22 protein-coding genes are annotated in these 21,243 nt (G+C 25.3%); 13 read left to right on the top strand and 9 right to left on the bottom strand.

From position 1 onward, the window contains the following. The first annotated feature begins 14 nt into the window (after window positions 1-14). The 8 genes from C7380_RS11370 (at window position 15) to C7380_RS11335 (ending at window position 7,357) form a co-directional block, all read left to right on the top strand. Window positions 15-1,469: a flippase gene (locus C7380_RS11370; RefSeq protein ID WP_109606014.1), complete on the top strand. Its 1,455-nt coding sequence runs from the start codon at window positions 15-17 to the stop codon at window positions 1,467-1,469. 77 nt (window positions 1,470-1,546) lie between these two features. After that, window positions 1,547-2,488 carry a Rossmann-fold NAD(P)-binding domain-containing protein gene (locus C7380_RS11365; RefSeq protein WP_109606012.1) on the top strand — a complete coding sequence of 314 codons (942 nt, stop codon included), beginning with the start codon at window positions 1,547-1,549 and terminating at the stop codon, window positions 2,486-2,488. Between the two features lie 6 nt (window positions 2,489-2,494). After that, a complete protein-coding gene (locus C7380_RS11360; RefSeq protein ID WP_109606010.1) occupies window positions 2,495-3,481 on the top strand; it encodes an ATP-grasp domain-containing protein in 987 nt (328 codons plus the stop codon). Window positions 3,482-3,564: 83 nt separating this feature from the next. Beyond that, window positions 3,565-3,909: a DUF1801 domain-containing protein gene (locus C7380_RS11355; protein WP_206050597.1), complete on the top strand. Its 345-nt coding sequence runs from the start codon at window positions 3,565-3,567 to the stop codon at window positions 3,907-3,909. 27 nt (window positions 3,910-3,936) lie between these two features. Beyond that, window positions 3,937-4,506: an anti-phage protein KwaA gene (gene kwaA / locus C7380_RS11350; protein WP_109606009.1), complete on the top strand. Its 570-nt coding sequence runs from the start codon at window positions 3,937-3,939 to the stop codon at window positions 4,504-4,506. Continuing rightward, on the top strand, window positions 4,503-5,456 hold the full coding sequence (kwaB, locus tag C7380_RS11345) for an anti-phage protein KwaB (RefSeq protein ID WP_109606007.1): 954 nt from the start codon (window positions 4,503-4,505) through the stop codon (window positions 5,454-5,456). Before kwaA ends, kwaB begins: the two co-directional genes overlap by 4 nt. A 24-nt stretch (window positions 5,457-5,480) precedes the next feature. Continuing rightward, window positions 5,481-6,092, top strand: a complete 612-nt coding sequence (locus tag C7380_RS11340; RefSeq protein WP_109606005.1) for a ribonuclease H1 domain-containing protein — start codon at window positions 5,481-5,483, stop codon at window positions 6,090-6,092. A 35-nt stretch (window positions 6,093-6,127) separates the two neighbouring features. Then, on the top strand, window positions 6,128-7,357 hold the full coding sequence (locus tag C7380_RS11335; RefSeq protein ID WP_109606002.1) for a glycosyltransferase: 1,230 nt from the start codon (window positions 6,128-6,130) through the stop codon (window positions 7,355-7,357). 52 nt (window positions 7,358-7,409) lie between these two features. On the opposite strand, the gene C7380_RS11330 is transcribed toward C7380_RS11335, so the two are convergent. The 6 genes from C7380_RS11330 to C7380_RS11310 are packed head-to-tail and all read right to left on the bottom strand — an operon-like array spanning window position 7,410 to window position 12,284. Next, the gene (locus tag C7380_RS11330) at window positions 7,410-8,294 is read right to left on the bottom strand and encodes a glycoside hydrolase family 130 protein (RefSeq protein WP_109606001.1); all 885 of its coding nucleotides are present in this window, start codon (window positions 8,292-8,294) and stop codon (window positions 7,410-7,412) included. A gap of 19 nt (window positions 8,295-8,313) precedes the next feature. After that, window positions 8,314-9,135, bottom strand: coding sequence for a carbohydrate ABC transporter permease (locus C7380_RS11325; protein WP_109605999.1), 822 nt, complete (start codon window positions 9,133-9,135; stop codon window positions 8,314-8,316). After that, window positions 9,132-10,016 (bottom strand): carbohydrate ABC transporter permease, encoded by an 885-nt coding sequence (locus C7380_RS11320; RefSeq protein WP_109605997.1) that lies wholly within the window; start codon window positions 10,014-10,016, stop codon window positions 9,132-9,134. The genes C7380_RS11325 and C7380_RS11320 overlap by 4 nt, the downstream gene beginning before the upstream one ends. Window positions 10,017-10,029: 13 nt before the next feature. Continuing rightward, complete coding sequence (locus tag C7380_RS13690) at window positions 10,030-10,275, bottom strand: hypothetical protein (protein ID WP_206050596.1); 246 nt, start codon at window positions 10,273-10,275, stop codon at window positions 10,030-10,032. A gap of 48 nt (window positions 10,276-10,323) precedes the next feature. Continuing rightward, window positions 10,324-11,289 (bottom strand): ABC transporter substrate-binding protein, encoded by a 966-nt coding sequence (locus C7380_RS11315; protein WP_206050595.1) that lies wholly within the window; start codon window positions 11,287-11,289, stop codon window positions 10,324-10,326. After that, window positions 11,286-12,284, bottom strand: coding sequence for a LacI family DNA-binding transcriptional regulator (locus C7380_RS11310; RefSeq protein WP_109605995.1), 999 nt, complete (start codon window positions 12,282-12,284; stop codon window positions 11,286-11,288). Before C7380_RS11310 ends, C7380_RS11315 begins: the two co-directional genes overlap by 4 nt. Before the next feature lie 317 nt (window positions 12,285-12,601). Here C7380_RS11310 and C7380_RS11305 point away from each other — a divergent pair, with 317 nt between their 5' ends. Together C7380_RS11305 and C7380_RS11300 are read left to right on the top strand one after the other, a co-directional pair. Continuing rightward, entirely contained in the window at window positions 12,602-13,945 is a 1,344-nt protein-coding gene (locus C7380_RS11305; protein ID WP_109605993.1) for a hypothetical protein, read from the top strand. A gap of 155 nt (window positions 13,946-14,100) precedes the next feature. Next, the gene (locus C7380_RS11300) at window positions 14,101-16,206 is read left to right on the top strand and encodes a YyaL domain-containing protein (RefSeq protein WP_146192169.1); all 2,106 of its coding nucleotides are present in this window, start codon (window positions 14,101-14,103) and stop codon (window positions 16,204-16,206) included. A 27-nt stretch (window positions 16,207-16,233) separates the two neighbouring features. Here the strand turns inward: C7380_RS11300 and C7380_RS11295 are convergent, their stop codons facing one another. Continuing rightward, window positions 16,234-16,434, bottom strand: coding sequence for a hypothetical protein (locus C7380_RS11295; protein WP_109605989.1), 201 nt, complete (start codon window positions 16,432-16,434; stop codon window positions 16,234-16,236). 97 nt (window positions 16,435-16,531) lie between these two features. On the opposite strand from C7380_RS11295, the gene C7380_RS11290 reads away from it, so the two are divergent. Both C7380_RS11290 and C7380_RS11285 read left to right on the top strand, forming a co-directional pair. After that, window positions 16,532-17,083: a VanZ family protein gene (locus C7380_RS11290; protein ID WP_109605987.1), complete on the top strand. Its 552-nt coding sequence runs from the start codon at window positions 16,532-16,534 to the stop codon at window positions 17,081-17,083. A 4-nt stretch (window positions 17,084-17,087) separates the two neighbouring features. Then, window positions 17,088-17,591, top strand: a complete 504-nt coding sequence (locus C7380_RS11285) for a GNAT family N-acetyltransferase (RefSeq protein WP_109605985.1) — start codon at window positions 17,088-17,090, stop codon at window positions 17,589-17,591. Window positions 17,592-17,625: 34 nt separating this feature from the next. Here the strand turns inward: C7380_RS11285 and C7380_RS11280 are convergent, their stop codons facing one another. Together C7380_RS11280 and C7380_RS11275 are read right to left on the bottom strand one after the other, a co-directional pair. Further along, window positions 17,626-18,240, bottom strand: coding sequence for an RloB family protein (locus C7380_RS11280; RefSeq protein WP_109605983.1), 615 nt, complete (start codon window positions 18,238-18,240; stop codon window positions 17,626-17,628). Continuing rightward, window positions 18,233-19,501 carry an AAA family ATPase gene (locus tag C7380_RS11275; RefSeq protein WP_109605981.1) on the bottom strand — a complete coding sequence of 423 codons (1,269 nt, stop codon included), beginning with the start codon at window positions 19,499-19,501 and terminating at the stop codon, window positions 18,233-18,235. The genes C7380_RS11280 and C7380_RS11275 overlap by 8 nt, the downstream gene beginning before the upstream one ends. 336 nt (window positions 19,502-19,837) lie before the next feature. Between C7380_RS11275 and mtnK the strand changes: the two genes are divergently transcribed. Continuing rightward, the gene (mtnK, locus tag C7380_RS11270; RefSeq protein WP_109605979.1) at window positions 19,838-21,055 is read left to right on the top strand and encodes an S-methyl-5-thioribose kinase; all 1,218 of its coding nucleotides are present in this window, start codon (window positions 19,838-19,840) and stop codon (window positions 21,053-21,055) included. The last annotated feature ends 188 nt before the right edge of the window (window positions 21,056-21,243 follow it).

The raw sequence follows: 21,243 nt of genomic DNA, 5'->3' as shown, positions 1-21,243 counted from the left end.
AAAGGTGAAAAATAATGTCTATTTTTAGAGAAGCAGGTAGAACTTTTTTAGTTAAAATACTCGGATATTTTTTAGGTTTTTTGAATTCTTTTATATTTGCAAGAATTTTAGGACCTTCAGATTTTGGCGTTTACTCTATTGCAAATACTATTATATCTTTTGTTACTATTTTTAGTCTCATGGGTTTGAATAGTGGTATTATAAGATTTGTGGGAGAGTGGTATGGTAAAGATGATTTTAATAAAGTTAGTTCTTTTTACTCTGAATCCATTAAAATAAGTGTTTTCATAAGTATAATAGCAAGTTTTTTGTTTTATATTTTAAGAGTTCCAATATCGAATGTATTTGAATTTGAGAATTTAGAATATATTATTATAATAGCATTTGCAATACCTTTTATGACTATTTTTCAAGTGAATGGCGGATTATTAAGAGGTGTAAAGAAACCTTCGGTTTTCTTTTTTTATGAAGAAATTCTTTTAAGAATTGTTAAACTCGTGATATTTTTTGTTTTGATATATTTTTTAAATCCTTTAAATAGTCTTTTTGCAGCTATGTTTTTGGCAATTTTATTTGTCTTTTTATTCAGTTCTTTTAGAGTTTTTAAATTAATTCCAAATTTAAAGTTTATTTTTAAATCGAATAAAAAAGATTCTAAAGAATTGTTTAAATATTCTTCTTATCTCATGTTTGTAAGATTTACAGAGTTTATGATGGGATATGTTAATACTATAATTATAGGAGTTTTTCTAAATTCTGAAAGTGCTGGAATTTACTCTATTTCACAGATTTTATCTGGAGTTTTGATATTTATTTATGTTTCTTTTAATTCTATTTTTGTTTCGAATGTAGCTGATTTATTTAATAATAATAAGAGATTAGAACTGGAAAAACTTTATTCTGATATTACAAAAATAATTATATTTTTGAGTTTGCCTCTTGTTATTATGATGATTGTTTATTCAAAAAGTGTTTTAAATATTTTTGGAGAAGAATATGTTATTGGTTTTAAAACTCTTATAATTTTATCCTTGGCTCAATTTGTATCTATTTCTGTTGGACCAAATGAATCTTTGCTCTCTATGTCGGGAAATCAAAAGTATTCATTAATAAATGGTATAGTTATAGCTGTTTTAAATATATTTTTGAATATTTTATTGATTCCAAAATACGGAATAATAGGATCAGCTATTGGAGCAGGAGTTTCTCTTATTATAGTTAATATTTTAAAATATTTAGAAGTTTATTTTATACTTAAAATAAATCCGTATAATAAGAGTTATTTGAAACTTTTTCCAATTTCTTTAATAATTTTCTTTTTTAATTTTTATATAGATAGAAATTTTTCTACAAATTTATTATATTTAATAATTTTGGGATTTGTTAATTATGGAATATTATTTTTAGTTTATTTTTTATTTTCAACAAAAGATGAAAAGAATATAATTAGAAAATATTTTAAAAAATAAAAAGGCTTTAAAGCTTTTTTATTTATGTTTTTTAAGTTATAATATTATAACTATATTATAAAGAGGAGAGGTTGATTATGAATTTAGGTTTTATAATTCCAAATTATCCCAATGAAAGAAGAGTTGCACTTTTACCAGAACATATAGAAAATTTTAAAGAGAATATTTTCATTGAAAGGGGCTTTGGAAATAATCTTGATATTTCTGATGTTGAGTATGAAAAAAAAGGCTGTAAAATATTGAGCAGAAAAGAGATTTTTGATAATTGTGAAGCTATTTTTAATTTGAAATTAATGCAGCCTCAGGATTATGATTTTATAAGAGAGGGTCAGATGATAATTGGTTGGACGCATCCAACGGGATCTGGAAGAGGTTTTATGGAAAATCAAGCTAATGTAAAAAAACTTGTTATAGTGGATTTAGATAATATTTATCCAACTATTTATTATGATAATAATAAATATAGTATAGACTTTATACCTAAAAATTTTATAAGAAGAAATAGTGTTATAGCTGGTTATGCTTCTGTATTTCAAGCCTTAATGGCTTATGGAAAAATGCCAGATGTTAATACTAAAGTTGCTGTATTATCTCCTGGAAATGTTTCTCAAGGAGCTTATAGTTTTATTTCTAAACTTGGTGCAGATGTTAGATTATTTTATAGGAAAACTATGAATGAATTTATTTCTGAAATAAATGATTATGATATTATAATAAATGGTATAGAAGTTGATAATTCTGATAAACATATAATTAATAAAAAAGATCTTGAAAGGGTAAAAAAAGGTGCTTTAATAATAGATGCAGCAGCAGATGCAGGAAATGCAATTGAGGGTAGTAGATATACGAGTATTGATAATCCGTTGTATAAGGAAGATAGAATTTATTTTTATATAGTTAACAATGCTCCTTCTTTATTTTATAGAAATTCAAGTTTTGAAATTAGCAGATCTTTTAGTAAACATGTTTATAGTAGAAACTTAGAGGATTTTTATAATGTTTTAAAGAGGGGGAGGTAAAAGAATTTGAAATTAGGGATTTTAAAGGAATTTTCTGGTTATGAGAGTAATTATATTAAAGCTTGTGAAGATTTAAAAGTTGATTATGAAATTATAGATATAATTTCAAATGATTGGATTGATAATATTTTAAAAAGTAATTGTGATGGTTTTTTAGTTAGACCATCTTTTGCTAAAGATGTTTGGAAAAGGATGTATGATGAAAAACTTTATTTTATATCTCATGTTTTAAAAAAACCTATTTATCCGGATTATTATTCTTTGTTTATATATGAAAATAAAAAAAACATGGCTTATTTTTTAAAATTGAATGATATTCCTCATCCAAAAACTTGGATTTTTTATGATAAAGAAGAGGCTTTAAATTTTGTAGAAAAATATGATAAATATCCTTTAGTTTTTAAACCTAATATAGGTAGTGGAGCTTTAGGAATTAAATTTATGAATAAAAATCAAGCGAAAAAAATTATTAATAAAATATTTACAAAATGGAAGTTTTTTAATTTTGGATATACTAAATGGTATAAAACGAGATTTAAATTAAGTTATCCAATTATGGATGATAAACAGTATAACTTTGTAATATTTCAAGAAAAGCTCGATGTTAAATGGGAGTGGAGAATTATAAGAATAGGAGAGTCTTTTTTTGGCCATCAAAAATTAGCGAAAGGTAAGTTTCATTCTGGTAGTGGTAAAGTGGGTTGGGTTAAACCACCAGAAGAGTTATTAAATCTTGTAAAAAGAATTACAGATGAGAATGGTTTTAGATCTATGGATATAGATATTTTTGAAACTTTAGATAATAAATTTTATGTTAATGAACTTCAAGCTATATTTGGCTCTTATGATAATTCACAAATGTATATAGATGGAAAACCCGGAAGATATCTTTTCAAAGATGGTGAATGGATTTTTGAAGAAGGATATTTCAATCAAAATGGTAGTTTTAATTTAAGAGTTGAAGATTTTTTGAAGATTTTAAATAATCAATAATGTTCAAAGATAATTGCAGGCATTGCCCTGCTTTTTTGTTATTATATTATATAATATTGATGTTATTGATAGGGGGGATAAAGATGAAAAGTAAAGATGAATTAGCTGTATTAGAAAAGATAGAGGCTATGGATGAAGAGTATAAAATTTTGGCAAAAAAGGTCCATGAAATAATTTTAAATAGTGTGCCCGATCTTTGTCCAAGACTTTGGTATGGTATGCCGGGTTATGCAAAGTCTAAAAGAGATCCAGTGTTAATATTTCATAGGGCTGATAAGTATATGACTTTTGGTTTGACTGAACATGCTTATTTTTCTGTTGAAGATGGAAAAGAAGATAATTTAATGGAATGTGCATGGTTTTTTACTGAATTGAATGAAAATACAGAAAAAAAGATTTCAGATATTGTTAAAAAAGCTGTTTTATGATGTTTTTTATCTTTGGAGGGATATAAGATGAAATTTTCAAAAAAGATTAATTATTTTTATAAAATAGGGTTTTATTTTTTATCTCTTGATATTTTATTCGGTATATTTTTTGTTTTGAATTGCTTTGATAAAGATATGAATATAAAAAGTCTTGATTCAATTTTTAATTTATATGGAATTATTTTGATTATTTTCATGCTTATTGGGCTTTTTACTTTTTATCTTTTTAAAAAGATGTTAGTTAAGAGAAATCTTTCAGTGGAGTTAAAAAAAGTTGAGAGTATTAATTTTGAGTATATGTCATTTTTTTATACTTATATTATGCCATTGATATTTGTAAATTTTGGAGATAAAAGAAATTATTTAATAACTTTTATTTTATTATTTTTTATAGGTGTTATTTATATTAGAACTAATCTTTATTATTCTAATCCCATTTTGGCTATTTATGGTTTTAAGATTTATAGGGTTGAATATGAGAGTAAGAATAAAGTTCAAAAAAAGATATTGATATCTAAAGATGATCTTCATGTAGATGACCATATAGTTTATCAACTTTTGAGTGATGATATTATATATGGGGGGAAAAATAGATGATCGAATCTGGATTAGAAAAGATTAAAAGAATATTGAAAAAACCTAAAGGTATTAATTCTGTTAATTTATACTTTTTTTTGAAAAGTAGTAAAGTTCTTAAAAGAATTGATTTGATAGATAACAGTTTACAATCTTTGGCTCATAATGTTTGTGAGGATAGTTTGAAAATTTTTAAGGATAGTCAGAATATTGTTAATATAAGTTCTTTTGAAAATACTAAAAATGCTATTTTTAAGTATGATCTTGATTATACAGATAAACTTGCTTCTTTTTTGGATTTGATTAGGAATATAAGTCTTTATGAAGAAGATTTTTTTGATATTAAAGATGATGATTTTAAAGATGTTGGATTTTATATTTTTAAGTTTGGTAGTGAGAAAGAAAATTTTTATTCTGTCAGAAAAAGTTATGCAATTAATGTTTATGGAAATGATAAAAGGTTTATTATTTTTCCCGATTCAAATAGATTTAGAAAGATAGATAAGAACCTTTTTAATGTTGATACTAAGGTTGATTTTTTTATGGTTGATGATGAGTTATATTTTATTAATTTAAAAATTCTTGAATCTTATTTCGGTTTTGATGCTATTATTAAAGAGAATGCCAAGAAGTCTATGGATAAAATAAAAAAACTTGATATATTGGTTGAAGATGCTCCACTCAGGAAGAGAATTGAAGAGGGAGATTTAACTTTTTCAAGAAAATTATCAAAAATAAATGTGGATTCTCCAGTTTTTGAGGTCAAGAAAAGAGAAATAATAAAGTTTTCAAAGAATAATGATTTTTTGAAAGGAGAATTTGATTATGATGAAGAGGATAAGATTTTATTGAGTACTAAAAAATCACAAGATTTGTTTGTTAAATTATTAAATGATAATTTTGTCAAATCTGAACTTACAAAAGTAAATTATGATGCTGAGGGAAAAGAAATTAAAAGAGATGATAAGTAATTATTATTTTTAGGAGGATTTTAGTTGAAAAAATATTTTTATGCTGTAAAAAATGGTAGAATTAAAGGTGTTTATAATACATGGAATGAGTGTAAAGCTCAAGTTGATGGATTTAAAGGAGCTATTTTTAAGAAGTTTGATAATGAGATAGAAGCTTACAATTTTATTGAAGATGAGGTTATGATTAAGTTTGATGAAAATAATTGTTGGAAAGCTTATATAGATGGAAGTTATGATAGTGCCAAGAAGATTTATGGTTCGGGAGTTTATTTGTTTTTTGATGATGAAGAACATTTTTTGAGTTTTAAGGGTAATGATGAAAGATTTGTAAGTTCAAGAAATGTTGCTGGAGAGCTTATGGCCTGTGTTGCTACCATTGATTTTTGTATTAATAATTCTATTGATAAAGTATTGATTTATCATGATTATGAAGGGATTGCAAAATGGGTTAATGGTGAATGGAGAGCCAATAAAGAATTGACTAAATTGTATAAATCTTATATGAATAGTGTTGAGGATAAGATTGATATTGATTTTGTTAAGGTTAAAGCTCATTCAAATGATGTCAATAATGATATTGCAGATAGACTTGCTAAGGAAGGTATTGTTAAAGGTGAATTTGTTGATTATTTATGATTTTTTTAAAATTAAGAATATAAAGAGTGTTGATTATGAAAATAATATTTGTTTTTCCAGGTAGTTTTAATGATATTTTTTTTAAAAACGAAATAGAGGTTTTAAAAAAATATTTTGATAAGGTTATAGTGATCTCTTATCATGGCGATGAGAGTAAATTTAAAGCTATATCTAAAAAATATGATATGGAATATTATAATTCAAAGAAGTATTCTTTTTTGAATATTTTTAAATTTGATTTTTGGAGATGGATATTTTCTAAAGAAGTTTTTAAAGAGATAAAAAATAATTGTAGTTTTAGTATGACAGGAATTAAAAGATTTATTTATATTATTTATTATGGTCTTTTTTATTTAGATACAAAAGAATTTGTTTATAAAAACATGAAAAAATTTGTTGATGATGATATCTATTTATATTCTTTTTGGCTTACGAGAGGTGCTTATTGTATTTCTAACTTTTCTAAGTTTAAAAAAGATTTTAATATCATCAAAATTGTTTCAAGAGCTCATGGATATGATTTGTATACAGAAAGAAATTCTATGAATTATTTACCTTTTAGAGATTTTATAGATAAAAATTTGGATGAGATTCATTTTATTTCTGAATTTGGATTAGATTATTATAATAATAAAATAACTGAGGATAAAAGGTCTAAAAATTTTGTCACAAGGTTGGGATCTTTTAATTATAATAATATAAGGAAAAAAATATGTCATAAAGAGAGAATTTGTATAGTTTCTTGTTCTTTTATAAATTATAATAAAAGATTGGATCTTATAATTGATTTTTTATCGACGGTGTCTTTTGATTTTGATTGGATTCATATTGGAGATGGAAATTTAAGAGATAAAATGGAAAATTATGCAAAAATTAAACTTCCTGAAAATAGTTTTAAATTTTTAGGGTTTGTAGAGAATACTAAAATTTTAGAATTTTATTCAAAATATGATGCAGATTTTTTTATAAATATGAGTGATTCTGAAGGAATACCTGTTACTATTATGGAAGCTATGTCTTTTGGAATACCTGTTATAGCAAGAGATGTGGGTGGGATAAGTGAAATAGTTAATTTTGATAATGGTTTTTTGTTGAGAGAACCCTTTAATAAAAAAATTTATGAAGAGATTTCTAATTTCATCTTTAATAGATTTAGTAATTTAGAGTTTTATAATAATTTATGTGAAAATAGTAGAAAAACTTGGCAATTAAAATATGATCTGAGTAAAAATAATGAATTATTTTTTAAAAATTTTTTTGAATGATTATTTAAACTTTGTTGTTAAAGTATAAATTCCCCTTTTAAAGGGGAATTTTTTAATTTTCTATCCAATTTTTAATTTCTTCTTTTTTTATCGTTGCAAGGGCTATATAATTGTCTGCTCCACCATAGTATACATAGTATTGATCTTTATATTCTACTATTGCATCTGAGAATACTACTGAAGGAACACCGCCAAATTTTTCCCATGTTTCTTTAGGCTCGAGACAAGGAGTTTCACTTCTTTTAAGAATTTTTGTTGGATCATTTAGATCTAAGAGCATAAATCCGAGTCTGTATATTAATCTTGGACCTTCTCCTACTCCATGATATAGTACAAGCCAACCATATTCTGTTTTTATTGGTGTTCCACCCACACCAATTTTTACATTATCCCAACTATTTTTTCTGGGACTTGCTATTTTTGTATAATTATTCCATTTTATTAAGTCATCTGAATATGCAAGCCACATATCTGGTTCTAATCTATGAAACATTACATATTTTCCATTTATTTTTTCTGGAAATATTGCTGCATCTTTATTTGGTGATTCTGGAATTACTATTCCATGTCTTTTCCAAGTTATGAAATTTTGAGTTGATGCAAGTGCTATTGAAATATTTTCTGGTGAATATGCAGTGTATGTCATATAGTATTTTCCATCTATATGAGTGAGTCTTGGATCTTCTACTCCATACATTTCATTGTTTTCTTTTGGTTCGAATACAGGGTTTTCCATTCTGTTCCATTTTATTCCATCTGTACTTACTGCATATCCCATTCTTGATACCATATCTGCACCTTGAGCTCTGTACAACATATGAAAAAGTTCTCCATCGTATACAACTGCTGGATTAAAAACATATTTTGATTCCCATAAATGCATAGGGTTAGGGGCAAATAAAGGGCTTAGGGGATGTCTCTTTAATATTGGATCCATACAAAATACACCTCACATATTATTTTAATGATATTGATATTCCTTCAAGATAGTATTTTCTAAATAGTATAAATATTATTACCATAGGTAATGTTTGTATTACAGACCCAGCAAGTACTGGTCCGAGATATGCTCCGTATTGTGTGTTAAAGCTTGCAAGTAATACGGATAAAGGCATTTTATTGTAATCTTTCATTACTATTAAAGGCCACATAAAATTGTCCCAAATTCCTATGAAGGTGAATAAACCTACTATTGATATTGCAGATTTATTTAATGGCATCATCACTTTGAATATTATCCATAGATCTTTTGCACCATCTAATTTTGCTGCTTCTATATAGTCATTCGGCGTTGTTTTGAAACTTTGTTGCATCATGAATATTCCCCATCCACTTATCATACTTGGTACTATTAATGATGTGTATGTATCAACAAGGCCTAAATTTCTTATTAGTATGTACATTGGAATTGTGAACATGAATGATGGAAATACCATTTGAAATATTATAAAGTTTATTATTTGTTTTCTTCCTTTGAATTGTAGTTTTGTTAATGCATATGATATTAAAGCTGATGTGAATATTACTATTAAGGTTACTGTTAATGATACGAATAGACTGTTGAAAAATCCTCTTATGAAAGGTCTATCCATTTTTTCTGCAGAGTTTAATATGAATTTATAATGTTCTAATGTGAATTTTGTTGGTATAAAATTATCATATATTTGATCTGCAGGTTTTACAGATGATATAAAAAGCCATGCATATGGATATATCCATATTAAAGCTAAAGATATCATTATTATATGTATTATTATGCTATTTATTTTTGATTTCATGTGAGACTCACATCTCTTTCTATTATCTTTCTTGTTAACCATATTATTCCAAAACTTATGATAGCTATTATTATTGACATCGTTGCAGAATATGTTGGGTTCATTTTGTTGAATGCTGTTGTATACATTAACATCATAGGTGTTAATGTGCTTCTCATAGGTCCTCCACCGGTTATCATATATGGTTCTGTGAATATTCCAAAACTTAATGTTATAGATAGTACGAGTATCATCACTATTGATGGGTTTAATAATGGAAGTGTTATATATCTAAAGCTTTCCCATTTTGTAGCACCATCTATTTTGGCAGCTTCATATATTTCTCTTGGTATACCATTTAGTCCAGAGTATAGTATTAATCCATAATATCCTATAAATTTCCAAAGAACTATTAGAACTATTGAGAATAAAGCAAATTGTGGATTTGTGAACCAAGGTATTTTAACTCCGAATAATTTGTCTATTAATTGGTTTAAAGGGCCGTTTTCTGAGAATAATTTTGAAAACATTATCGAATATGCTACTCCAGATGATATATTGGCTAAAAGAAAGGCTAATCCCACAAAGGTTTTTCCATATTTTAACCTTTTCATTCCCATGGCAAATAATAATGAACTTATTAATACCAATGGAATAAAATATATCATAAAGTTCATAACATTGGAGAATGATTGCCAAAATATTGGATCTGTGAAAACTTTTATGAAATTGTTTAAGCCATAGAATTTGGGTGTTCCTATGTATTTCCATTTTGAAAATGCAAGTATGAATAACCATACAAAAGGATAGCCCCAAAATATAGCTGCATATACTATATATATTGAAGATATTGCAAATCCTTTTCTTGCCTCTCTTTTTTTCAGATTATTTTTTGATTTCATTTTTTATCCTTCTTTACCATAGTATTCTGTTGATATTTTTAGTGGCATCTTTTATAGCTTGTTCATAATTTTTTGTGCCATACATTAAAGGTTCTATTAGATTTACTGTCATTTCGTCTTGTATATCTACTGTTTTTGTAGTTTGTGCTGGTGGTATTGCATATTTTACATATTTAGCATATTCTGCTGCATATGGATTTTTTTCGAAAAATTCTTTGAAATCATTATTTTCTAATAAGTCTTCCCTCGCTGGAGGCATTTGTGTGTATTCAAGCCATTTTTTGTCGAAATCTGATTGTGAGAATATTCATTTTACAAAATCCCAAGCTTCTTTTTTGTGTTTGCTCGTTTCAAATATTACTAATCCTTTAGAATCGGCAAATGTGTATACTGGTTTATCTTTTGGATAGTTGTCTGGTACAGGTGGTGTAGATAATATTATTTGTTCGAATATTTTTGGGAATTGATTTTTTGCATAAGCTATTTCCCAAGGTCCTTTAAGACTTCCTGCAATGTAACCTCTATAAAAGGCGGCTTCACCAAGATCGACGGCTGTCCATTTGTTTTGGAACATTGTTTCTATGAATTTTGCTATTTCTTTTGCTTGTTCTCCAGATATGTTGGCTCTATATTTGTTTAAATCAAGATAAGATTGTCCCTGTGTTGCAGCATAAAAATATGTTATATAATCAAACCATCTATCATTCCAATTTCTACCTTGAATTACTCTTATTGAATAGTTGTTTTTGCCTTTTTCTTGAATTTGTTTTGAGAGTTTATATATGTCTGAATATGTTCTTGGCGGTGTTTCCCAACCAAATTCTTTTAATATATCTTTTCTCCACCACATTAGTACTGAATTTGAATAAAGGGGTATTATATATGATTTTTTATTATATTCCCATGTTTTTATTATATTTTCCATTTTTCTGTTTTTTATTAATTGATCAAATCCTTCCATATCACTTAGAGGTACGAGTATTTCGAGTTCTGATAATTGAGCTGCAAAACCTGAAAATATATTTGTGGATATGTCAGGAGCCCTTCCAGAAGCAATTGCTGTTAGTATGGATTCTTCAGAACTTCCAGCGGCAGGTATTGTACTCCATTGAATTTCTATATCTTTGCTTTGTGAATTATATCTTTCAACCATTTCTTTCCAAAATACTTCTTGATTGGGATTTGGAGCTGTCCAAAATACTATTTTGGTTTTTGAAAATGTTGTTATGCTCATCATTAAAATGAGTGTTATAAGAATGATACTTTTTTTCATTGTTTGCCCTCCTCTTTTTTTGTCGTATCACGTTCAACAAATTTTGTGAACACAGATGACATTACTGGATGTACATTTATGCCATTTATTAATTCGTTTATTCTTAAAGCTGCATTGTTTCCCATTTCATATTTAAAGATTTTTACTGTTGATAATTTTGGTGTTGATATACTTGATTGTATTATGTCATCAAAGCCTATTATTTGAACTTTTTCAGGTATTTTTATTTTTTTCTTTTTTAAGAGATCTATTAAGATTAAAGCTATTGGATCATTTGAAGTGAATATTACTTCAGGTTGTTTTTTTAAAAGTATATTCAAAGCATTTTTTATACTTTCTTCTGTTTCATCACATTCAAAGGTTTCTGGCATTAATCCATTATCTTGCATTGCACTTTTATAGCCTTCATATCTTGTTTTGAATCCATAATAAGATAATGAACCATGTAAATGGTATATTTTTTTATAATTTCTTTTTATCATTTTATTTATTGCAAAGTATGCTCCATCATATCCATTGCTTACTATACAGTTATAATCTTTTCCAGGTATATAATTGTCTAAGAGTACTATCGGTATTTTTATACTTTCTATGTAATTTGGTATTGGATCTGATCCTATTATTATTATTCCATCGAATTTTTGTATGTAATTTTCATTTATTTGATCATAATTTTTTAGTTCTATTTTGGTTTTTGTGTTTTTAAATCCATCTTCTATTCCCATCAAAATTGCTTTATAAAATTCATCGATTCCATAATCTTTTCTTTGATCTGTTATTTTTAATATTCTTTCGCTTGTTAATACTAATATATTTTTATTTTTTAAGGTTGCAAGGTTTTTGGCATCTTTTGAAGGTTCAAATCCAAGCTCTTCTATTACTTTTAAAACTTTTATTTTTGTTTTTTCTGAAACATTTTCTGATTTATTTAATACTCTTGATACCGTTGCTATTGAAACATTGGCAAGCTTAGCAACATCATTTATTGTGGACATTATTTTTAACTCCTTTTTGTAAGCGTTTACAATTATCATTTTAAATATATCATTATTTTCTTTTTTTGTAAAATTTAATTATTGGTTTTTATGGCTTGTTATATGTAAATAAAGTTGATTATATTTAAATATTGATTTGTGGAATCTTTTTGTGTTATTAGAGTTGTTAAAATATTATAAAAATATCAAAAAATTAAATTAATTGAATTTAAAGCGTTTTAATGATTTTTAATCGATTTTTTTAAGGTTTTATTTTTTTCTATAAAAAGTTTATCATGATATTTGTTGTAAGCGTTTACAAAAAGAGGAGGGTTTTTATGAGAAAATTTTTATTAATATTTATTGTTTGTTTGATTTCTATTGTTTCTTTTTCTGAGTTCAGAGAATTAGTGTTTAGAAGTGATGAGAAAACTGGTTTAGATATTCCACAAGTTTTTACTTTTTCTGAACTTTTAGATAAATTTGGTGAAGATTTTGATGCTAATTGGTATTCTTTGAGAATTAAAGATGTTAATGATAAGGATATTGTTTATCAGATAACTGATATGGATTCTAATGATAGAATTTCTTCTGATGATTTGATTAGTTTTTGTTTTAAGGGTGAAGCAAGGTTAGTCGTTAGTGATGATTTTGATATGGATGTTTTGCATTTTGATAGTAATTTTGAAGTTCTTAATGATGATGATTCTTATATTGTCAATAATAAAAATTTTTCTTTTAAAATTTCTAATAAAGGGTTAATAAGTTTTATTTCTTTTGATGGAAATGAAGGTAATATTTTTAATGAAATAGGTACTGCAAGAGTTGCTGGGTGGTCAGGAAGTTCTTATTATATCGATGGGAAATTAGGAAAGCATGTGGAAAATACTTCTAATGGATTTTCTGTTAAAAGTTTGAAAGTTAGTGATCCAGGAGCTGTGTCAATTAGTGTTAAATCTGTTTTGACTTATGATGATCTTCCTGGTTTTAATCAAGAGATAGTTTCTACTGTATTTTATACAGGAGATGTTGTTGTAAATAATAAGTTTTATTTTACAAATTATGTTGATTTGATGAAGCTTCAAGTTATGGCTACTAATCCATTATTATCTATGGATGATTCTTCTTTGCATATTTTGCCTGTTTTTAGAAGACTTGTTTGGGCAGAGCAATTAGGTATAAGATCTGTAGATTATTGGAAACAAAGAGATTCTATAAAGTTTTTTAATGATATTCCTTATATAGCTTTTAATGCTGGTGAAGCTAATAGTCCTTTATGGTGGGGAGCATCTTATCTTTTTGGTAGTATGGAAAATTTTAGGGCGAATTATTCTGATAAGCTTAATATTGCTGCAGTAGAAATTTTACCAACTAAACCTGTTGTATATTCTGATTTTAAGAAGTTTATAATGGGTAGTTCATGGATGTATGAGAGTAGAGAGTTTAGAGATGGATTTTTTAGATGGATGCCAGATGAATTTAATTTGTATGAACCTACAAAAGGAGTATTTAATGGTACTTCAGATCAGGAAATTGGAGATAATTTGATGATGAAATTTAAGGCGGGAGATATTGTTGAATTTGATAGAATTTATTCTGTTTATGGCACAAAAAATGTAAAAAATATTTTTGAATTTTTGAATAATAGATCTTTAGAGATTCAATCAGTTACAATTAAATAGTATTTATTAGAAGGCTTTTATTAGTCTTCTAATATTTTTATTTGGAGGTTTTTATGAGAAAATTTTTTTGTTTTTTTATGTTCTTGTTCATTATTGTTTTTTCTTTTTCTGTGGATTTAAACTTGAATCATTTGGATTTTTTGAGGGATAAATTTTTGATTGAGGATGAAGAATTTTATGGTTATTGGATTTATGCAGATAATATTGGAAATAATTATATAAAAAAAGGAGTTTCTGAAGAAGGAGTTAGTTGTGTAGATGATGTTGCAAGAGTTGCTATAGTTTATTCAGAGCTTTATAAGATTGAGAATGATGAATTATATAAGATGAGGGTTAAAGAAGCTTTGGATTTTGTTTTAGCTTTTCAAGATATTGATGGAGATTTTTATAATTTTGTTTTTGATGATGGATCTATTAATAAACTTGGAGTAACGAGTAGGAAAAGTGGTTCTTGGTGGGCTGCAAGAGCTTATTGGGCTATAAGTAATTGTTTATATATGTTTGATGGGGATTATAAGAATATTTTGATTAAATCAGCAAAGAGTGTTGAAAAGGTTCTTGAAAATAATTTGAATGAATTCGGTCTTATCAACGGTTATAGTGATATTTCGTCTATTTTTCTTTTAGGACTTACAGAGTTTTACAAAGAGACTAATGATAAACAGTCTTTTGATATTGCTTTGAGAGTTGCAGATGGTATTATGAGTACACAGTTTGAAAGTGGAGTTTTTAAGGGTGCATATAATGAGTCTAAAGATAGTTTTTTATGGCATAGTTGGGGTAGTAGACAAGCAGAGGCTTTGATTGATTTTTATAGTATTTGTAAAGATGAGAAATATTTAAATTCTGCTATTTTTTATGCTGATAATATTTTTAATTTAATTTTATCTTTTGGCCCTGTTTATGAATCAAAAGATTTTATTAAACTTTATGAACAGATATCATATGGTATTGAAACTTATATTTCTACAGCATCTAAGCTTTATAATATCACTAAAAAAGATAAATATGGTTATTATACGGCTTTTTTATATAGTTTTTTTGAGGGGAATAATAATCCTAATTTGATTATGTATGGGGATAATGGAGAAGGTTTTGATGGATTGCATTCTGTTTATGTTAATAGTAATTCAGGTGCAGAGTCTACAATCTCTTATTTACTTTCTAAGATAAGATTATTCAATATTCCAGAAAAATATTTTAAATTTTCTGATGTGGTATTTTCAAAATATAATTCTGCTGAAATTTTGGAAGCTGAAAAATTGAATAGTGGTATTTATTCTTTTTCTATGGATAATAAAAATAATGTTAGAATTGAAGCAGATTCTAAGATTGTATTAAAAAATAATTTTTTGAAATCACTTAAAGGAAATTACTATATATATGTTTCTGGTGAGTTTAATGATGGAAGTTTTTTGAAAGTTTATTCTTCATCTAATAAATCTGAACAGAGATTGACTTATGATAATGGTTTTTATTATGGTGGTAAGTTATATTGTGATTCTAATAAAATAACTTTTTCATTTAATTCTGATTCTAAAATGTTTATAGATCAGATTTTACTTATTCCTGAAGATTATTTATTTGTTTTTTCAAAAGATGATTTGAATTATTTTTTTGATGGATTTGAAGTTAAAAAAACTGATATGAATACATTTTCTAATGAAGTTAAAGGTTCATCATTTTTTATAGAATATGAAGATTATAATAATAGTAAGTTATTAGATTTAAAAGATGTTTATAATAATAATGGAATTGTTTCTTATGATGAAAGAAAAAAAGGAAATTTTGATAATCCAGAAGGTATTGTAGGAGCAAGTTTTTCTTATGAGGAATTTAAAAAGAAGGATAAAAATTTAGTATTTTCTTTCGATGATTCTTATTTTAAAGTTATGAATTATGAGAATGATAATTTTGTTTTATCCTCTCAAACTTTTTTGTTTAAAGAGGATTTAAAAGGAAATTTTTTGTATATTGTAGGAGCAAGTGATCATGGATCTTATAGCAGTGATTTTATTATATATTATGATGATGGTTTAGTTCAAAAAGAATCACTTAGATTTTCGGATTGGTGTCAAAAAACTTTTTTTGATGAAAGTATTTTTTTGAGTTTTGATTATAGATATGGAAATACAGGTATTCAAGAGAATATTTCTAATCATTTGTTTTTAAATAAATTTGATTTAAGAGATGAGAATATTTCTAAGATTATTTTTTCATCTAAACCAACTATGCATATTTTTTCTATTACTATTAGATAAAAGCCCAATAATTGGGCTTTTATCTTTTTAAGCTTTTTTAGGAAATATTATTTTTACGAGTCCATCTATTATTATAGATAATGCAATATCTAAAATTGGATGATATATTTTTAAGGCTTTGAGTATTTCTCTTATTGCATTCATAACTATTTCTTTTTTTTCTTCTCCATGTCCTGGAATTTCAACCATCTTTATTAGATCTGGAATTATTCCTATTACATTTTGCATTTTACCACCCCTATTATAATATCCGTTAAAAATTCATTTGTTTTTAATTTATTTTGATATAATATTATATATATTTATTAAAGTAAAGGTGAATTATATGAAGAATAAGAAGAAGAAATGGTTTTTTATTATTGGCATTATTTTAATAGCTTGGGTAGGAGTAATTTTTTATTTTGGATCGAGAAATACACAAACATCTTATAATCAATCTGGTGCGGTTTATGAATTTTTTAAGAGTTTAGATAATACTTTAGATATAACTAATAAAGAATGGTTTATTAATCTTGAAAGTTTTTTGAAACAATGGTGGTTTGGAACTGATAGGGTTGCTGGAATGTCGGTATTGAGAAAGAGTGCTCATTTTGGCATTTATATGTTACTTGGTTTTATTTCTTCTCTTTTTACTTTTGTTTATTGTAGAAAATATTTGATCAGTTTTTTAATGGGAATTTCTTTTCCAACCATGATTGCTGCAATAGATGAGTATAATCAAGGATTTCATGATAGGGGTTCATCTTTACATGATGTCATGATTGATTTATCTGGTGCTGTTACTGGGACTTTGTTTTTATTTTTAATTTTTTTGATAGTTTTTATTATTAAACATTTTAAAAAGAAAAGAAATTTCGAAAACGATAAAAGGATATGATTTGATGATTAAGGTTTTTAAAGCAAATTTAAATAATATTGATTTTATATGTGATCTATCTGAAAGTCTTAATTATAAGAATGTTTTCGATGTTGAGAATGGGGTTTTGATAAGAGTTTTAGATAAGAATACCGTTGAAAATAATATAGATAATTTTTTGATAGCAAGTGTTGATGATGAATTTGCAGGCTTTTTATGGTATTCTTGGGATTATCCATATGATATGATAAATAATACAGTTCTTTATGAAGATATATCTGATTGTGTTTATTCAGAGCAAATAGGTGTTAGTAGAAAGTATAAACGTTGTGGTATAGGAAGAGCTTTTTATGAATATTTAAGTGCATTAACGGGTAAAAATGTTTTGGTTTATGTTAATAAAGAGCCTGAAGGGAATTTGGCATCTTTAAATTTTCATAAGAGTGTTGGTTTTAAAGTTGTAGGAATTTTTGAAGCAGATGAATTTGTTGGTATTAAAGGATTTAAGTCTTATTTATTAAAAAAATAAATTTATAAGAAAGCATGATACTAAAAAATTAGTATCATGCTTTTTTTATTATATTATATAATTCAAAAATATTAGTATAAGGATTTAATTTTATAAAATTTTTATGATTATATAATTTACAATGATTATCTAATAATTTATTATTATTCTCTATAGCGATTGTTAATTTATCTTTTAATTTTGTAAATAAATCATTTTGTCCTTTTGAATAATTTGGAATAAATTTTTTTATCATTTTGATGATTTCTTTACAATCAGTTTTTTTATCTATTAATTTATAATGCAATATTATCCATAATTCGAAACAAGGATTTGAGAATAATATTTTATATTCTTTTTTTGACATAACTTTTTCTATATTTTCAAAACTATTATAATCTTTGTCAAATACTAAAAAATAATAATCAAACTCATTATTATTACTGTTTTTATAATTTTCAGCGTATTTATGGATGCCTATACAATCTGTTTTATTTGATTTTTTTGTAGTAATAACTATATTTGAATCTTTTAGATGATTGTTTAAAGAATTAAAATATTTTACTTCAGTATCTCCCTCACAAAACATAATAAAAGTTGTATTAGGATTTTTATTTTCAGGTTTTCTACCTTGACTTAAAGATTTTCTTAATTTTTTTCTTTTAGCCATCAATATCAACTCTGTTTAAAATATCCTCAATATAAGGTATAGCTCCATATTTACCAGATAAATATTCATTTTCAAAATTTCCTGTTTTTCTAACATTTTTAATTTCTGATAATGAGAAAAGTTCTGATACACCAAATTTATTTTTATTTATAAACCATATATTATCTTTGTTTAAAGATGGATTTCTTAGAATTCTTGTATTATGAGTAGAAAAAATTAATTGAGCATTGTTTTTATTATATTCTGAATTAAAAAGATCTATAATTTTATCTAATAATAAAGGATGAATACTTGTATCTAATTCATCGATTAATAAAACTCCGCCTCTTTTTAGAGTAGCTAAAAAAGGGCCAATAAGTGAAAAAAACTTCTTAGTACCATCAGATTCTTCTTTTTCAAAATCTAAAACTACACTCGATTTTTCATTATTATCATACGAAAAATGAACTGGGTTTATCTTTATGGAAAAATATTTATCAGGTATTTTAAATTCATCAGGACTAGAATTTTTTATTAACTCTTGAATGCCTTTAGGGAGTTTAGAAAAATCAATTTCTTTATTTTCAATGTTAAAATCATTAATACCAAAGTCTGATAGTTTTAAAAATTCTAAAACATTATCTTTTGTAATTATACCTTTTTCTATTAAATCAATAGTAATAAAAGGTTCTATAGCTGTAGAAGTATTTAAAATATTAATATTCTTAATAAAATCTAAGATTTTTTTAGCTGTTTTACTGTTCCATTGAGACAAAGAAGATAAAAATAAAGTATTAGATTTTGTTTTTTCTTCAACATCTTTGCCTTCATTAAAGTATGTGCCTCTTATGAATTCTCCATTAGTTCTTTCGAAAATTCTTGCTTCTCTTCCTTTTGGTCTATGATATAACCATTCTTCTTCAACTGCATTATTATTTATAGAAAAACCATATCTGTAATAATGATTTTCAATAATAAACTTAGACTCAAATATAACAGGTTCTTTTATGGAATTTTTGTCTAATTTGAATTTTTCAACTGGTATAATATCATCAATTTGAAATCTTGTAGAAGAATAAAGAATAAAAGATCTAAAAAATTTAAAAGCCTTGAAAAAATTTGATTTTCCTCCAGCATTAGGACCATATATTGCAGAAGTTTTTAATAAATTAAATTTTTCAGAATTAAAAGTTGTATTTTCATCGAAATAATTAGTTTCCATTGATAATGTTGTTAGATCTCTAAAAGATCTAAAATTTTTGAAACTAAAATCAATAATCATATTTATCACCTCTTTATATTATATTATATATTTTTTATATATTAAAATCAAATTTAACAGAAAAATGTTATATATACTTTTAAAATTAATAATTTTGCAAATTTATACAATAATTATTATTTAATATTAGTATTTAAAAAATTTAAATATTAGTTATCATATACAGAAAAATACCATTTATTTAAGTTAAATAGGTATATTTTGAAATTTTGAAATATCATAACTTGTAATACAACTTCAATATTTTATTTTTTTATAATAGAATTTATATAAAGTTATATGTTGTAATACAACAGATGACTTATAAAATATATTATAATTAAAGGAGGAATATTTATGAATTATAAGCCTTTTACAGATCAAGAAGTGATTAAATATGTTTATGATAATACTAACATTTTTGAAAATATTAATCTTTTATCTTGTGAAGAAATAGGAGATGGAAATTTAAATCTTGTGTTTAGAATTAGAGATAAAAAAAATAAAAAGAGTGTAATTGTTAAGCAAGCTCTTGATTATTTAAGGGTTGCTGGAGATAATTGGCCTTTAACAAGACAAAGAGTTAAATTTGAATCTGAATGTTTAAAAATAGAAAATGATTTGACAAATGGGATGTGTCCAAAAATATATAAATATGATACTAATATGTGTTGTATAGTTATGGAAGATCTCGTTGATTATGAAATAATGAGAAAAGGACTTATTTCAGGTAAAAAATATAACCATTTTGCAAATAATTTATCTACATTTTTGTCTGAAGTTTTATTTAAAACATCGGATATTTTTATGAATCCTGTAGAAAAGAAAAAATTGATGATGAATTTTATAAATCCTGAACTTTGTAAAATAACTGAAGATTTAGTATTTACAGATCCTTATTATGATTCAGAGAGTAACAATGTAAATCCAGAGTTAAGAGATTATCTTGAAAATTATTTTTGGAAAAATAATGAATTGATAACAAATGTAGAAATTATGAAAGAAAAATTTATGACTCATTCACAATCATTAATACATGGAGACTTGCATACGGGTTCTATTTTTATTAATGATAAAGACTTAAAAATATTTGATGCAGAATTTGCTTTTTATGGTCCTTCTAGTTTTGATATAGGAGCAGTTATCGCAAATTTACTTTTAAATTATATTTCTTGGGGTGGTAAAGATGTGTCAAAAGAATTTAGAAATGATTTTAGAAATTATTTAAAAAATTCAATAATAGAGTTATGGAATTTATTTGAATTTAAATTTAAAAAATTATGGGATGAAAAAGCAAATAAGTATTATAAATCAAAAGAGTTTAGAGATATTTATGTTGAAAATTTATTTCATGATTCTATAGGATTTTCATCATGTAAAATGATGAGAAGGTGCGTAGGTCTTGCACATGTTGAAGATATAGATGAAATTAGAGATTTGAAAAAAAGAGCAAATGTTCAAAAATTAGTTTTAAAAATAGGGGAATTTTTAATAATTAATAGAAATGATATTGAAAGTATAGAAAAATTGATGTCAATAATTGAAGAATTAACAAGTAAGTATGAAATAATTTAATTTTTTAGGAGCATTCCTGAAATAAAAAAAGAAAGAGGTTGAAAAAAAAGGAACCTCCCCGTAAAATAAAAGTGTAACAAGAATCCATCAAATATTTTACAAAGGAGGAACCTAAATGAATTATACACAAAATAATAAAATAAAACAAGTGGATGAAAAAACATTAGTAGTGGGAGTAGATATAGCAA

Origin of the sequence: Oceanotoga teriensis (assembly GCF_003148465.1) — a bacterium.
Taxonomy (GTDB): domain Bacteria; phylum Thermotogota; class Thermotogae; order Petrotogales; family Petrotogaceae; genus Oceanotoga; species Oceanotoga teriensis.
Note: the sequence above shows the minus strand (reverse complement) of the source record. Positions and strands in the feature narration are given on the sequence as shown.